Source organism: Armatimonas sp., from assembly GCF_031410135.1.
In the GTDB taxonomy this organism is placed as follows: Bacteria; Armatimonadota; Armatimonadia; order Armatimonadales; family Armatimonadaceae; genus Armatimonas.
In genome coordinates this window covers 1-13,024 of record NZ_JANNYP010000356.1, presented here as the reverse complement: position 1 = coordinate 13,024, position 13,024 = coordinate 1, and the positions used below count along the sequence as shown (strand labels likewise).

Below are 13,024 nucleotides of genomic sequence, written 5' to 3'. Positions count from 1 at the left end.
CCCGTAGACTTCTTCGTCGTAGACCCAGTCCAGAATGCCATTTAGTATCGTCGCGGAGCCGTCTTTGGTGAGCTGTTTGTCATCGCTGCCCTGGCTATCTTTGAGGTAGAGATTGTTGTTCTTGACATAGGCCGTGTAGCGCCCATCGGGGCTCGTCAGACTCATCCCCGCCGCGCCCCGCCGTCGTCGCCCCGCCGTAGCACTCGCAAGCTGACCGGGCTCAATCTGCTTAGGCTGTGGCACCTCGGTGCTCGTGCGGGCATCTATAAACTTCTCCACCCCGTCTTTGGACAGCTTATAAACCGTGCCCGTGACCCAGCTCACCGAACCCTGCGGAGTCGCCGCAAGGCTCACCCCCGAGCCACCAAGGGCCTCCTCAAAAGTGAAGGTCTTGTTCTGGGCAAACGCAAACGTCGGGGCCGCGCACACAAGAGCAGCGGCGAAGATTAAGGAAGCTCGCATGAAATATTATAACGCGAGATTTCCGCACCACCAGTTGAGCATAAGTGCAGTTTTGAACGATACTGTTTTATCTGCTATGCCGGACAAAACTCCCAAACGTCACCAAATCGCCCGTCGTCCCGTTGTCAAGAAAACAAAGGCTCGATTCCCACTACGTCGGTTTGTCTTTGATGGGGAACTTTATATTGGTTTTGCATCTGGGAATGCGTTGGCTAATTCTTTTTATCAACAAACCTATTGGCTCTGGCGTGGCGGCAACAAGAAAAATCAACCTCTTCGGATATGCTGGACAATGCCCCGCTATGATTTCTGGCTATTCTCTCAGTGCCTGCCGGATGCCACAGTTGCGCTACCGCACCGGGGCATTTTTCCCCATGAGCTGGCGAGCTGTGTACGGCAGGCACGGGAGCAAGGCTGGACGGGCGAGCTTCGGACAGCTACACCTTTTGAACTTGTCGTGGATGATCGCAAATAAGTCCGTTAAGCTGCACTCGAAAGCCTACTCCGTCGGGAACTTGGACGCGAAAGTGCGGTGAGGTATAATTTCGACGATGGCACTTCCCGATTTTCGCGACGATGGTTGGCTTCCGGCGGGGCATCATCCTACGACGTGGGAGGAGCTTGTCGTGGTCTTTGGAGGTCAGCCAGAGACGAAGCGCCGCCGCATTATGGAGCGCCTCCTGCTCTGCCGGGATCGAGCCAGAGAGTACAACATCACCGGACGGCTCCTGCTCAATGGGAGCTTTATCTCCACGAAGGCCGAACCGGGCGACTTTGATGCGATCTTTGTAGGTGACGAGGGAATCGAAGATATTTTGATGGAGAATACCGAGGCACGGCTTCTGCTGAACTATCAAGTGTGTAAAGAAATCTATGGGGGCGATCTCCTGTTTTTCTCAGCGGCGGCAGCACGAAAATATCCCGAGTTCTGTCGTTTAGATGGTTTTGACTACAGCAAAGACAAGCGCCCCAAAGGGCTTGTGGAACTAAAGATATGATTGAAACACCCGAACAGCTAGAGATTGCGCTTAACCAGACTGCAAGCTTTAAAGGCATGCTAGAGGCAATGCAGCGGCATCTCGCTGAGACACAGCCCGCTCTGATTCCTCTTGCCTCTGAAGGCTACGAAAAACAGCTCAATCAGCTTCAAGCAGACATTTGTGATTACTTGCTTCGACAAAGAACAACGACACAGAAGGCCGCGTGAGAGCCTGTGCGATGGCGAGTCAAGGCATTGCGACGACGTGCAAGACAAATGCTTCTGCAAGAGAGCTTGAGGAAGCGGTGCAGAATGGCAATGAGTCGAATAGATGTTATGCTGTATGAGCAAATTGCCAGAATGTATTCACAGGACATATCATAGAAGCAGCGAGATGTTGTAATGTAACAACGAGGTGCCGTAATGTAACGGCGAGAAAATAACTTGCAGTGATGACTTTCGACACGGTAAGAGCGCGATCAGAAAGGACAACAATCAGATGCCAGAGAACAACAGCGAGACGACGAACATGGCCAAGGCGAAGCCCCGAGCCTTTACCAGCTACACCATTGACAATATCCTAATGCGTGCCAAGCTTGTCACCACCGGGCACAGCAGCGACCCCGACATTCAGGCCATCATGCTCTACCGCAAGCTCGCCCGCCGCGCCCTCAAGACACGGCCTCAGCTCCTCGAAAAACTCGGCATCAAAGCTTAACGCCACTCTGGTTGAGCTGAATCCGATCCGTGTCGAGGTTCTCGTCGGTGGAGGCCAGTGTCCAGCTTGCGACGCGGCGCTGGCCGCCGACCCGAACCCGCCCGACGATGGTGATACTGCGCTGCGACGGCTTGCCGGGAAGATTGAGCGCATACTCTAGCCGTGTCATCTTCTGGCCACCCCGCTCGACACTACTGGCGCGAATCCTCTGGTACTCCTGGCCCCAGCTCGACATCTTGGCATCCAGCCGCTCCACAATGGCGCGTGGGCTCATTCCCTCATCGAGAGAGAGAAGTCGCTGTTCAAAGATGGCTCCTGAGGGGCTGGCGAGGCGCAGAAGCTCGTCGTTTTCTTGCTCCACGCGCCAGAGGCGTGGGCGAATCTCGTTGGCGCGAAAAATCCGTAGCACGTTCTCGGGGGCAGGTGTGGCCGTGGGGCGGGGACGCGGCTTAGGAGTGGCTTTGGTTTTGTTCGTTTTGTTCGAGGGCGCATTGGGAGCTTTGGGAAGCTGGAGATAGGCGCGACCACTCAGCCCGACGACCAGCGCCGCCAGCCCACCGACCAGCCAGAGAAGTACTTTGGTTGGGGCGTCAAAAAATATTTCGCGTGTTTTATCAGAATCGGCCATTGTCACCCGTTCTAAAGACGAATCTGAAACGAAAAGGTGACAACGAAAATGTTAGCAGTGGTAGAATCGGCGGCAATATTTGGGGTAGATGCCTATGGCGTGCGGGCGGAGGTCAATGTCTCGGGCACGGTGCCGAGCTTTACAATCGTCGGCCTGCCCGATGCGGCGGTTCAGGAGAGCCGGGAGCGGGTGCGGGCTGCGATCCGCAACAGTGGCCTACGCTTCCCGTACGAGAAGCGCATTATCGTGAACCTTGCCCCGGCAGATATTCGAAAAGCAGGACCAGCGTTTGACCTGCCCATCGCGATTGGCCTCTTAGTGGCAACTGAGCAGCTCGCGCCCGAGCAGCTTCTGGAGACGGTCTTTATCGGCGAGCTGGGCCTAGATGGAGCCGTGCGCCCCGTCTCGGGCGTTCTTCCCCTGGCGCTCTGGGCACGGCAGAACGGTCGTAAGCGCCTGATCGTCCCCGAAGCCAACACCCGCGAGGCAGCGATTGTGGGAGAAGTGGATGTGTATGGGGTGACCTCGCTGACCCAAGTGCTGGAGATCCTCAACGACCCCGAGTTCTTCGTCCCGGTGCGTGAAGATCCGCAGAAGATCCTGGCGCACCGCCAGAGCAGCGATGTGGACTTTAGCGACGTGAAAGGTCAGGCGCAGGTAAAGCGTGCGCTTGAGGTGGCCGCCGCCGGAGGGCACAATGTCTTGCTGCTGGGCTCCCCCGGCTCGGGCAAGACCATGCTCGCACGGCGGCTCCCGACAATTCTGCCCACACTCTCGGTAGAAGAGGCACTGGAAGTCACCAAGCTCTACTCCGTCTCGGGCCAGCTTGCCAGCGGCGCGGCGCTGATCACCGAGCGCCCGTTTCGCTCGCCGCACCACACCATCTCCAATGCGGGCCTGACGGGCGGAGGTAGCATCCCTCGTCCGGGTGAGGTCTCCCTCGCACACTTCGGCGTGCTGTTTCTCGATGAGCTCCCTGAGTTCAATCGCGATGTGCTAGAAGTCATGCGCCAGCCGCTGGAAGATGGCCATGTCACGATTGCCCGCGCTGCCGCCTCACTGACCTACCCCGCTCGCTTCACCCTGATCGCCGCCATGAACCCCTGCCCGTGTGGCTACTTTGGCGACTCCGTGCGGGCTTGCTCCTGCTCACAGCAGGCTGTGGCGAAATATCTAAGCAAAATCTCCGGTCCGTTGCTCGATAGAATTGACATTCACATCGAGGTGCCACGTCTCCACCACGACGAGCTCACCGCGCCGCCTGCGGGCGAGACGTCGAGCGCCATTCGCGAGCGGGTGGAGCGGGCACGGTGCCTCCAGCGCCAGCGCTTTACCCGTGAGAGCCTCTACTGCAACGCCCACATGAGCGCCCGTCAGCTCCAGCGCCACTGCGTGATGGAGCCCGAGGCAAAGTCGCTGCTGGGCTCTGCCATTACCGCGATGCAGCTCTCCGCCCGTGCCTACGACCGCATCTTAAAAGTCGCCCGCACGATCGCCGATCTCGCAGGCTCCGAGACTATCGGCGTCGCACATATTGCGGAGGCAGTGCAGTACAGAACTCTGGACCGGAAGTTCTGGCGGTGAGGTGGGATCTTCAAAAAAGTCATTGACAAATTTCCGAAATTGTGTAAACTTATGTTTGTATACTGCGATAAAGAGTTGTTAGAGGAGGAAATAAGACAATGGCACGAGTGATTCATTTTGAGCTTCCGGCGGAGAACCCGGAGCGGGCGATGGCTTTTTATAGCCAGGTTTTTGGCTGGGAGTTTCACAAGTGGGATGGCCCGATGGAGTACTGGCTGGTCAAGACAGGGCCTGAGGAGGCTTTTGGTATTAGCGGCGGCCTGGCTGCTCACGATCCACAGTTTCCCAAAGCCCCAATCAATGTAATTGATGTCGAGGATATTGATGCGTCTGTTGCGGCAGTGATGGCTGCGGGGGGGACGATCTCGATGGAGAAACACGAGATTCCCGGAGTTGGTTGGCTTGCCTACTTTACCGATACTGAAGGAGTTGTCTCCGGTATCATGCAGTCCCTGACCCGGGAGCCAAAAGATGCTTGATACTTATCTGAGCCAGTTGGAGTTGGCGTACTTTGAGGTCACCGAGGCGTTTTCAGGACTGGCGGATGAGAACGTCTGGAAGCGGCCCGCGGAGGGAATTCTCTCTATCGGCGAGCTGGCGGGGCACATTGCCTATGCCGAGGCGAATCGGTTTGCAGGCGAGGGCCCGCTGAGTAGCCCGCTGATTGACCCACGGTTCTGGTACTACCCCGTGACCGTGGTGACGCCGCCCTCTGAGGAGCAGCTTGCGATGACGGCGCCGCAGGTTGGCGCAGAGCTCGCGCGGGTGCACCACGAGGCAGTTGCCCATCTCAAGGCACGGAATTTGGATTTGGAGGCCTCTGCCCCGGATGGCTCACCGGGGAATACTTATGGCGAAGTGCTACAGTACATGGTGTTCCATGTCGGCTACCACATTGGGCAGATGTACACTGTCCGGCATCTCTTGGGAGAAGTGACGCCGGACAACTAGCCTTGCGAGAGGGATTAGTCGTCGTCGCGGACAGTCCAGATATTACCAGGGCGTTGAACAGACTGGCGCATGTTGGTGTACTTGGCGTGGCCGTCCATGAACATCACGTTGAGCCCGCCGTAGTTCTGGAGGGTACGGTCGCCCGTGTGTCGCCGTGCATCCGCCTGGCCATCCACGGAGGGCAGGTCATAAACACCGTTGCCACCCGCCATAGACCAAGGCGAGGCTCCCCGGCTGTCGGCGATGGCGATGATCTCAGCGGGCTTGGGGTGGGATGCGAGTGCGCCGTTGGGCATCTCTCCTGAGCCACGTGTCCAGAAGGGGCCAGCGGTCTGATCGGTCTGGCCAGTCTGAGGGCCAAAGGCATTGACGCCGTAGTTAAAGCCCAGCCCTGCGGCAATCGTCGCGCCTGTCGTGCAGTCAATGTTCACGTTTGCCCCGACACCTCCCATGTCCCGGTGAAAACGGGGCGGATTGAGCGCGGTGTTGAGCTTCATCCTTAGCGTCGCGGTGGGGCAGTCGAAGAGTTTCTCGTTCTTGGTGTAGGCATAGGAAAGATCTGCCCAGGAGTAGGCTGTTGGTCCCGGACAGACGCCACTTGCCACCGGAACGAGGGTCTCGTCGTAGTCCTGGCAGTACATTAGGAGTGCCGTACCGATCTGCTTAAGGTTCGACAGACAGGCCGTTTTGCGTGCTGCCTCACGGGCACGCGCAAAGACGGGGAAAAGAATGGCGGCAAGTATCGCGATAATCGCGATCACGACAAGAAGCTCAATCAGGGTAAAAGTCTGACGAGAACGAGGTGTTCGAGATAACATAAAGTATTCCGACCTTGGAAGTAACGTTGCGCGAATTCTATCAGAATCCTCAGTTACTTGCAAAACAGTAAAAAAAGGTACGATGGGGTATGTTTTTTCTCTGTTTACTGGCCTTATTGCCCCGTGATCCCGTGAGGGTTTCGCTGACACCGAGCCCGATCGCTACCAAAGAGGCACTACGCTGGAGCCCCAAAGGTGCGACTGTCAAGCTACGCGTGGCAGGGCAGGCATTGCAGGGGAGTTTCCCCCTTGGTCCGAAGAACTTACCGGAGATTGTTGTGGAACTCTCCAAGAAAGACGCGTCGCGTTTTAACCAGCTCTGGGTAGACGCGAACCGGGACGGCAAACGGACTCCCGACGAACTCTTAGAGACCGCTCCGACGGAGCGCACCGGAAAGTGGTGGTCGAGCTTTGGCCCGATCTCTGTTCCTATTCCCACTGCGGACAATAGAACGAGCCGCCCGTACCCGATCAATCTCTGGTTCGTCGAGGATCCGCAAGAGCCGGGTGCTGCGCCCACGCTTCGCTGGAGCCGCCGGGGCTGGCATGAGGGACAGGTGCTGTTGGAAGGAAAGCCCGCCTTTGTCTTGATCACGGAGATGCAGATGGACGGCGTTTTTGACCAGCGCGACGCCTGGATGCTCTCCAGGACACGCGAGGGGATTCTGGGGAGCAGCTCCCGTGGCCTTGAGGATCATGTCTGGCTGGACGGAGCAGCGTACCGCCCGACGGCCATCGATCCCGAGGGTGCCTCGCTGCGCTTTGAGCGCTTCGATCCGGGCATCACCGAGGCCGAGGAAACCGGCAAGCGCGATATATTCCGCGAAGACAAGGCCGCTCCCAAAGCCGCAACACCCGTTGCGTTTTTGCATAACTTCGAGGAAGCTGCTGCGCTGGCAAAGAAAACGGGCAAGCGGCTTTTTGTGGACTTTGAGACGACCTGGTGTGGCCCGTGCAAGAGTATGGATTCGCTGGTGTACTCGCAGTTGGCCGTTGTGGAGGCGGCGCAAAATGTGGTTCGGGTAAAAGTAGACGGCGATCTACGGCGCGACTTGACCAAGAAGCTCAGCGTGGCAGCCTACCCGACCATGATCTTGCTAGATTCCAGCGGCAAAGAGCTCCGACGCGCCGTCGGCTACCAGCGGGGCACGCAGCTTGTCGAGTTTCTCGCCAAGCGCTGAGGGCAAAGAAATAAGGAAATAGCGAGGTGCGTGCCGAATGGTGGCGGCATGACACTTGAGGAACTAGAGGACATACTCTCGGAGCCTACTCCCGCAGTCATCTCCGCACTGGACACGCTGGACGGTGATTTTCTGATTCTTGGCGCAGCGGGCAAGATGGGGCCGACCCTGGCACGGATGGCAAAGCGTGCTGTTGGTAAATCACGCCGCGTCATCGCCGTGAGCCGCTTCTCGGATGCCACGACGCGTGCCGCGCTAGAGCTTGCGGGAGTGGAGACCATTGCAGCTGACTTACTGGATGTCGATGCGCTCCTCACGCTTCCCGATGTGCAGAATATCGTCTTCATGGCGGGGATGAAGTTTGGCGCAACGGGCAACGAGCCGCTGACCTGGGCAATGAACAGCTTTCTACCCGGCCTCGTCTGCCAGCGCTTCACCACCAGCCGGATCGCCGCGTTCTCCACGGGCAATGTCTACCCACTGACTCCCCTCCACCTTGGCGGCAGTGTCGAGACCGATGCTCCCAACCCCGTCGGTGAGTACGCCCAGAGCTGCCTGGGACGTGAGCGGATCTTTCAGTATTTTTCGCAAGCCTACGAAACGCCCGTTTCCCTTCTCCGCCTCAACTACGCGGTTGAGCTGCGGTACGGTGTGCTCTGTGATATTGCCAAAAAAGTCTGGGAGGGCACCCGGATCTCTGTCGCCATGGCCGCGGTGAACGTCATCTGGCAAGGTGATGCCAACGCCTGGGCGCTCCAGAGCCTGGCGCACGTCTCATCTCCCGCCAGTATCTTCAACCTCGCCGGGCCCGAGCAACTCTCCGTCCGTCGAATCGCTAAGCAGCTTGGTAAGCACCTCGGTAAAGAGCCGAACTTCGAGGATGAGGAAGCCACGCATGCACTGCTCTCCAATGGCCAGAAAGCCCACCGCACCTTTGGCTACCCGACCGTCGGTATTGCGCAAATCCTCGAATGGACGGCGGAGTGGATCAAAAACGGCGGCCACACACTAGGGAAGCCCACGAAGTTCGAGGTGCGCGATGGAAAGTTCTGAGACCTCTCCCCAACCCCTCTCCCGGGCGCTCGCAAGCTCACTGGGAAAGGGGCTTTCGGAAATAGCCCCTTTCCCAAGGAGGAACGACTGTCCGGGAGAGGGGTTGGGGAGAGGTTTAGCCATCCCCGCACAGCCGCTGGCGCTCAATGCAAACCGGAAGCTGGATGAGCGGCGGCAGCGGGCACTGACGCGCTATTATTTGGCGGCAGGTGTTGGTGGGCTGGCCGTGGGCGTTCACACGACGCAGTTTGCGATTCGTGACCCAAAAATCGGGCTGTTTGAGCCGGTGCTGCATCTGGCAAAAGAAGAAATGGATCGGGCGGGCCGCGAGGTTTTTCGGATCGGTGGGGTCTGTGGCGACACCAAGCAAGCGGTCGCGGAGGCAACGCTGCTCAAGTCTCTGGGCTATGAGGCGGGCCTGCTCTCCTTAGCCGCACTGAAGAACGCCGATGACAACGCGCTTCTTGCCCACTGCCGCGCCGTGGGAGAGATCCTCCCAATAGTCGGGTTTTACTTACAGCCTGCGGTCGGCGGGCGCGTTCTTCCGTATGCGTTCTGGCGGCGCTTCTTTGAGATCGAGAGCGTAATCGCGGTGAAGATCGCGCCATTCAACCGCTACCAGACTCTCGATGTGGTGCGTGCGCTCGTGGCGACGGGCCGCCAAGACATCGCGCTCTACACGGGTAACGACGATGCGATTGTGACGGACTTGGTGACGACTTACTTTGGTCGCCGCATTGTCGGAGGGCTTCTGGGGCACTGGGCCTGCTGGACCAAGAGCGCCGTCGCGCTGCTAAAAACCTGCCAAGCCGTCACCGACACAATCCCCGCCCCGCTCCTCGAAACCGGCGTCGCGGTCACGGACATGAACGCTGCGATCTTCGATGCCGCCAACAGCTTTCACGGCTGCATCGCCGGAATTCACTACGTCTTGCAGCAGCAGGGCTTGCTGGAAGGCATCTGGTGCCTGGACGAAAACGAAGGGCTCTCACCGGGGCAACAAGCCGAGATCGAGCGCGTCCGAGCCGCCTATCCCTATCTCACCCAGCCCGACGACGATTTTATCGCGGAGCACCTCGATGAGTGGTTGCGATAAAATCAAGTCATGACTATGGAAGAGATCATCGCAAGAGGCAAATCCATCTACGAGCTCCAGCTTCGTACCCGGCTTGCTATCCCTGAAAACTTGGGAAAGCTCCTGATGATTGACGTGGATACAGGGGACTATGAAATCGGGGAAGACGGCAACGATGTCGAGCTTTTTCGGAATTTACGTTCACGTCATCCCCAAGCTAAGATTTTCAGTCTTAAAGTTGGCTTCCGAACTGCAGATGCTGTTGGAACCTCTCTGCAACTTGAACAGGAACAAGCTGCGTGATTGTCGGAACCTACTTGCTAGATCGAAGTGAGATCACGGTTGAACTCGAGATGGTTACTGTCTCGGGTGCGCGAATTCCCGTGACGACGATTCTGGACACCGGTTTTACGGGCTTTCTGATGCTCAGTAAAGAACAAGTCCAAGAGCTGGGGGCAGCCCCGGTAGACCTACGCGAAATGGAGCTTGCCGATGGAACGATTCGCCCCGTCGCCCGCTATGAAATCACCCTTCTCTGGGATGGGCGGCCAAAAACGGTCTTTGCTCTGGTGAATGATGCCACAAAGCCTTTACTTGGAATGAAGCTCCTTCATCGGTCACTGGTGACACTGGAACTCGTTTCTGGTGGATCAATTACGATAGAGAGAGCATAATCCGTGACACGAGAAGAGGTGGAGCGATTTCTGATCGAGCTGGACGGCGAGCTTACTTGGGAGCTTGAGGACGGTATTCCCGCGCCGCCGCTGGATCGCGTGGAGCTGGCACGGCGGTTTCTGGAGAGTGTGACGTTTCCGCTGACGGATCTCGAAGGCAAGCTGGCAGGCTGTGAGTGGCTGGTTTCGCACCGAAGTGATGGGCTCGTGGATGGGGTTTGGCGAGACACGACAGTCCCGACGAATCAGGAATCTCTTTTTTGGATCTGTGAGAGTATCTATCTGGCGCGCTGGGCACGCGGATGGCGCTTTGGGAAGTCGCCCGACGCATGGCAAAACGTGCACGAGTGGTTACTGGGATGGCTACGAACCGTGACACGCGATGATCGTTTTAGCTTTACTGAGGACGAGCGACTTTCCGACCGCCTCGCGCCGGGGGATGGCATTGCGCTCAGCCGCGTTCTTGACTGGGGGACTCGTCGGCTTGCTTACACGAAGATGCAAAATGAAGAGCTGCTGGGAGCATTTCAAGCACTTCTCATCTTTACCAGTTTGGTGTTAGTCGGCCTGTATTGCCTGAAGATGATCACCCTTTGGTGGGGGCTCTTGATTCTGTATTCGGTTGGGTTTGCTTACACGCGTCTTGCCGACTACAATCGGAAAGAATACTGGACAAATCCAACCCTGAATTTTGGTGAGTTTATTGGGGCATTGCAGCAGCGTGCCGTGCGTGAGTCTGAAGAAATGGTGCGCGAATCCCGATTGGAAGAAGAATGACACTGGAACAAGCGCGACAGCTGCGGCATGAAGCCGGGCAGCCCCTGGAGTGGCCGGAGGGCTTGACGCCACCGCTCTCGCGGCTGGCACTGACACGTCTGGTGGCGACGCGCTGCCAAAAAAGTGAGCTGGATGTCTCGGGCTGGCAAGCGGTTCTTGATCCCAACGACGAGGAAGAAGTCGAAGATGTGTACGGCTCGATTGCGGAACAGCTTCAGCTTGTCTTTGAACCACTGGTGCCACCATCGCTACAGCTTGGGGATCTCGTCTCAATAGCCGAAGAGACCTTTATGGCCCGCTGGCAGGCACTGGTGGCACTGGATGCCTCAGAGGCGCAGCTGGTGGCGGTTCTGGGGCGTGCGATAGGGCAGGAAGTTACCGCCGAGGCGAAGATCTCCGCCGTCGTGCCCGAAGCCCGGCTGGTGGGGCTATGGGAGCGGCTTCCGGAGCCTTGGGGAGGGCTGTGGCCCGAGGTGAAGCTCCAGACAGTCTGGTGGCCGCTTGCGGAAAAGTCTTGGGGCGCACTGGCACTCTGGGCCGTGGTGACGGTTGTCGTGATGCGGATTGACAACGCGCCGCTGCTGGGGCGGCTCTTCCTGAGTGGCTTGGGCGCGTGGCTCTGCAAGGCGTTTCTCTTTGAGCAGCCCGTCAAGCCGCTCTGGCCGAAAAACCTCGTGACGGTGGGCGATGTGGCCCGTGCGATGCGCCGTGAGCTTCAGTCACAGCTCTTTCACTGGGAGACACTAGAGCGTGAGTGGGGAACCTAGGTATACTGCGTCTTGTGAACGCAACGCTAGAGAGCGCCTTCGCCTTTGCGCAGGCCCAGGTGAGAGCCCTGATCGCCACTTACCCCGCTGATTACTACCCTATGTACACCGTCCATGGCAAGTTTGGCCAGGACACAAAACGCTGGACGCACTGGTGCGACGGCTTCTACCCCGGCATGATGTTTCTCTTCGCCAAGGCGACCGGCGAGAGCTTCTGGCTGGACCAAGCCGTCAAGCGCAGCACCCCCTTAGAGCCACGTCAGTACGATAGAGCTGTCCACGACCTCGGCTTTCTCTTCTTCTCCACGCACCTGCGCTGGCTAGAGCTCGGTGGCCCTGAGGCGCACATCAACGCACTTCTGGACCAAGCGGGCAAGACCATGGCGATGCGCTTTATGTCAAACGGCCAGTACCTGCGCAGCTTTGTCGAGCCCGCCAGCTTGTTCATTGACATCATGATGAACGTCGGGACGATCTTCCGCGCCGGTCTGCGCCTCTCCGACGAGCACTTGCTGGCCGTGGCGCACCGCCACTGTGAGACCACACGCCGGACGATTATCCGCGGCGATGGCTCGACCAGCCACGAGGCGCTCTTTGATCTGACCACCGGTGAGTGCCTGCGCCAGAGCACACACCAAGGCTACCGTGGCGACTCCTGCTGGGCACGTGGCCTGGCGTGGTCGCTCTACGGCTTCACCCGCACCTACCAGCAGACAGGCCGCGCTATCTACTTGCAGACCGCGATGGCCAACGCCGACTACCTCCTCACCCAGCTCCCCGGTGGTGGCGTCACCGCCTGGGACTTCGATGCTCCCAACCAGGACGTGGACACCTCGGGGAGCGCCATCGCCGCATCGGGTTTACTCGATCTTGCCAACGTCTGCCCCGATCCCATCAAAGGCGCGGCGTACCGTGCCTGGGCCATCCGAAGCCTAGAGCTCTGCTGCGAGCAGTACCTCGGTGACAAGACGCCCGGTTTTGAGGGGACCCTCAACGGCTCGATCTACCACATCCACAAAAACATCGGCGTCCACGAAGCCTGCCTCTTCAGCGAGTACTTCTTCGTCGAAGCCCTCTGGAAAGCCATCCAGCCAAAAAGCCCCTTGCCTTTAGGTGAGGGGTTGGGGATAGGTGTCCAGCCTTACCCCGAGGACTCGCTCCCGGCGGAGTTCAAGACCTGGGTGGACGGCCCCACGGAAGAAGATGTCGCCTCACCGGTGGACGGAGCCACGAAGTGAGCAATCGGCAAGTGGCACTGGTGACGGGCGCGGGGCGGGGGATTGGGCGCGGGATTGCAATTGAGCTGGGTAAACTTGGGTGGTTTGTGGTGGTGAACTACGCGGGCAATACCACCGCC

The 13,024-nt window shown here is 58.4% G+C and carries 19 protein-coding genes; 16 read left to right on the top strand and 3 right to left on the bottom strand.

Features of this window, described 5'->3' with window-relative positions; all coding sequences use genetic code 11:
- Positions 1-462, bottom strand: a 462-nt coding sequence (locus RMO15_RS13145) for a DPP IV N-terminal domain-containing protein (protein ID WP_309713236.1), incomplete at its 3' end; no start/stop codon positions are given.
- Between RMO15_RS13145 and RMO15_RS13140 the strand changes: the two genes are divergently transcribed.
- From RMO15_RS13140 to RMO15_RS13125, 4 genes are all read left to right on the top strand, one after another.
- Positions 461-937 (top strand): hypothetical protein, encoded by a 477-nt coding sequence (locus RMO15_RS13140; protein ID WP_309713233.1) that lies wholly within the window; start codon positions 461-463, stop codon positions 935-937. The genes RMO15_RS13145 and RMO15_RS13140 overlap by 2 nt on opposite strands.
- 76 nt (positions 938-1,013) lie before the next feature.
- A complete protein-coding gene (locus RMO15_RS13135; RefSeq protein ID WP_309713230.1) occupies positions 1,014-1,460 on the top strand; it encodes a hypothetical protein in 447 nt (148 codons plus the stop codon).
- Positions 1,457-1,669 (top strand): hypothetical protein, encoded by a 213-nt coding sequence (locus RMO15_RS13130; RefSeq protein ID WP_309713228.1) that lies wholly within the window; start codon positions 1,457-1,459, stop codon positions 1,667-1,669. The genes RMO15_RS13135 and RMO15_RS13130 overlap by 4 nt, the downstream gene beginning before the upstream one ends.
- Before the next feature lie 271 nt (positions 1,670-1,940).
- Positions 1,941-2,159: a hypothetical protein gene (locus tag RMO15_RS13125; protein WP_309713224.1), complete on the top strand. Its 219-nt coding sequence runs from the start codon at positions 1,941-1,943 to the stop codon at positions 2,157-2,159.
- Here the strand turns inward: RMO15_RS13125 and RMO15_RS13120 are convergent.
- A complete protein-coding gene (locus RMO15_RS13120) occupies positions 2,149-2,787 on the bottom strand; it encodes a hypothetical protein (protein ID WP_309713222.1) in 639 nt (212 codons plus the stop codon). The two genes, RMO15_RS13125 and RMO15_RS13120, sit on opposite strands and share 11 nt — an antisense overlap.
- A gap of 48 nt (positions 2,788-2,835) precedes the next feature.
- Between RMO15_RS13120 and RMO15_RS13115 the strand changes: the two genes are divergently transcribed.
- The 3 genes from RMO15_RS13115 to RMO15_RS13105 all read left to right on the top strand — a co-directional run bounded on the left by RMO15_RS13115 (position 2,836) and on the right by RMO15_RS13105 (position 5,322).
- Complete coding sequence (locus RMO15_RS13115) at positions 2,836-4,371, top strand: YifB family Mg chelatase-like AAA ATPase (RefSeq protein ID WP_309713219.1); 1,536 nt, start codon at positions 2,836-2,838, stop codon at positions 4,369-4,371.
- Positions 4,372-4,469: 98 nt separating this feature from the next.
- The gene (locus tag RMO15_RS13110) at positions 4,470-4,850 is read left to right on the top strand and encodes a VOC family protein (RefSeq protein ID WP_309713216.1); all 381 of its coding nucleotides are present in this window, start codon (positions 4,470-4,472) and stop codon (positions 4,848-4,850) included.
- Entirely contained in the window at positions 4,843-5,322 is a 480-nt protein-coding gene (locus tag RMO15_RS13105; protein ID WP_309713213.1) for a DinB family protein, read from the top strand. The genes RMO15_RS13110 and RMO15_RS13105 overlap by 8 nt, the downstream gene beginning before the upstream one ends.
- Before the next feature lie 14 nt (positions 5,323-5,336).
- On the opposite strand, the gene RMO15_RS13100 is transcribed toward RMO15_RS13105, so the two are convergent.
- Complete coding sequence (locus tag RMO15_RS13100) at positions 5,337-6,140, bottom strand: DUF1559 domain-containing protein (protein ID WP_309713210.1); 804 nt, start codon at positions 6,138-6,140, stop codon at positions 5,337-5,339.
- Between the two features lie 89 nt (positions 6,141-6,229).
- On the opposite strand from RMO15_RS13100, the gene RMO15_RS13095 reads away from it, so the two are divergent.
- The 9 genes from RMO15_RS13095 to RMO15_RS33260 form a co-directional block, all read left to right on the top strand.
- On the top strand, positions 6,230-7,321 hold the full coding sequence (locus tag RMO15_RS13095; RefSeq protein WP_309713207.1) for a thioredoxin family protein: 1,092 nt from the start codon (positions 6,230-6,232) through the stop codon (positions 7,319-7,321).
- A gap of 48 nt (positions 7,322-7,369) precedes the next feature.
- Complete coding sequence (locus RMO15_RS13090; protein WP_309713204.1) at positions 7,370-8,374, top strand: NAD-dependent epimerase/dehydratase family protein; 1,005 nt, start codon at positions 7,370-7,372, stop codon at positions 8,372-8,374.
- Positions 8,375-8,477: 103 nt separating this feature from the next.
- Positions 8,478-9,470, top strand: a complete 993-nt coding sequence (locus tag RMO15_RS13085; protein WP_309713201.1) for a hypothetical protein — start codon at positions 8,478-8,480, stop codon at positions 9,468-9,470.
- 9 nt (positions 9,471-9,479) lie between these two features.
- On the top strand, positions 9,480-9,752 hold the full coding sequence (locus tag RMO15_RS13080) for a hypothetical protein (RefSeq protein ID WP_309713197.1): 273 nt from the start codon (positions 9,480-9,482) through the stop codon (positions 9,750-9,752).
- Positions 9,749-10,123 (top strand): hypothetical protein, encoded by a 375-nt coding sequence (locus tag RMO15_RS13075; RefSeq protein WP_309713194.1) that lies wholly within the window; start codon positions 9,749-9,751, stop codon positions 10,121-10,123. Before RMO15_RS13080 ends, RMO15_RS13075 begins: the two co-directional genes overlap by 4 nt.
- Before the next feature lie 3 nt (positions 10,124-10,126).
- Entirely contained in the window at positions 10,127-10,900 is a 774-nt protein-coding gene (locus tag RMO15_RS13070) for a hypothetical protein (RefSeq protein ID WP_309713191.1), read from the top strand.
- Positions 10,897-11,667 (top strand): hypothetical protein, encoded by a 771-nt coding sequence (locus RMO15_RS13065; RefSeq protein WP_309713188.1) that lies wholly within the window; start codon positions 10,897-10,899, stop codon positions 11,665-11,667. The genes RMO15_RS13070 and RMO15_RS13065 overlap by 4 nt, the downstream gene beginning before the upstream one ends.
- 14 nt (positions 11,668-11,681) lie before the next feature.
- Positions 11,682-12,905 carry a glycoside hydrolase family 88 protein gene (locus RMO15_RS13060; RefSeq protein ID WP_309713185.1) on the top strand — a complete coding sequence of 408 codons (1,224 nt, stop codon included), beginning with the start codon at positions 11,682-11,684 and terminating at the stop codon, positions 12,903-12,905.
- Positions 12,902-13,024 (top strand): SDR family NAD(P)-dependent oxidoreductase (locus tag RMO15_RS33260; protein WP_369016108.1); only part of this gene is annotated, 123 nt, incomplete at its 3' end. The genes RMO15_RS13060 and RMO15_RS33260, both read left to right, overlap by 4 nt.